Genomic DNA, 364 nt, shown 5'->3' with positions numbered 1-364 from the left:
GGGTAATTCCGTGTGTGACACGCCACTGCCGGGACGGTCGCCGTCGACCGCACGGGCGATCACATTGCCCGCCTTGCCCAGCGCTTCCGCCGCTTCGCGGCCCCGTTCGGCGCCGTCCTTCAACGCCGCCTCGATGCCCCACAGGCCCCGGCTCGCGCCGGCGTTCGTGCAATCCTCGCGCGTCTGCTCGGGAAGGAAGGTGGTCAGGTCGTCGCTCCACGCCAGCTTGCCTTGCGCGTGCGAGAACAGATGCAGCGACGGCGTCCAGCCGCCAGACATCAGAACCGCGTCGCATGCGATCGCTTGGCCGGACCCGACGCTGCCGCTGCTGACCGGGTTCACCCGGATCGACTTCACGCGCAGC

Annotated in this window: 1 pseudogene; it reads right to left on the bottom strand. The window is 69.8% G+C overall.

The features are described 5' to 3' along the window. Nucleotides 1-364 (bottom strand): annotated as a pseudogene (locus CEV33_RS01515) (sarcosine oxidase subunit alpha); the annotation flags it as partial.

It is taken from the genome of Brucella grignonensis, from assembly GCF_002252505.1.
Classification (GTDB): domain Bacteria; phylum Pseudomonadota; class Alphaproteobacteria; order Rhizobiales; family Rhizobiaceae; genus Brucella; species Brucella grignonensis.
Note: the sequence above shows the minus strand (reverse complement) of the source record. Positions and strands in the feature narration are given on the sequence as shown.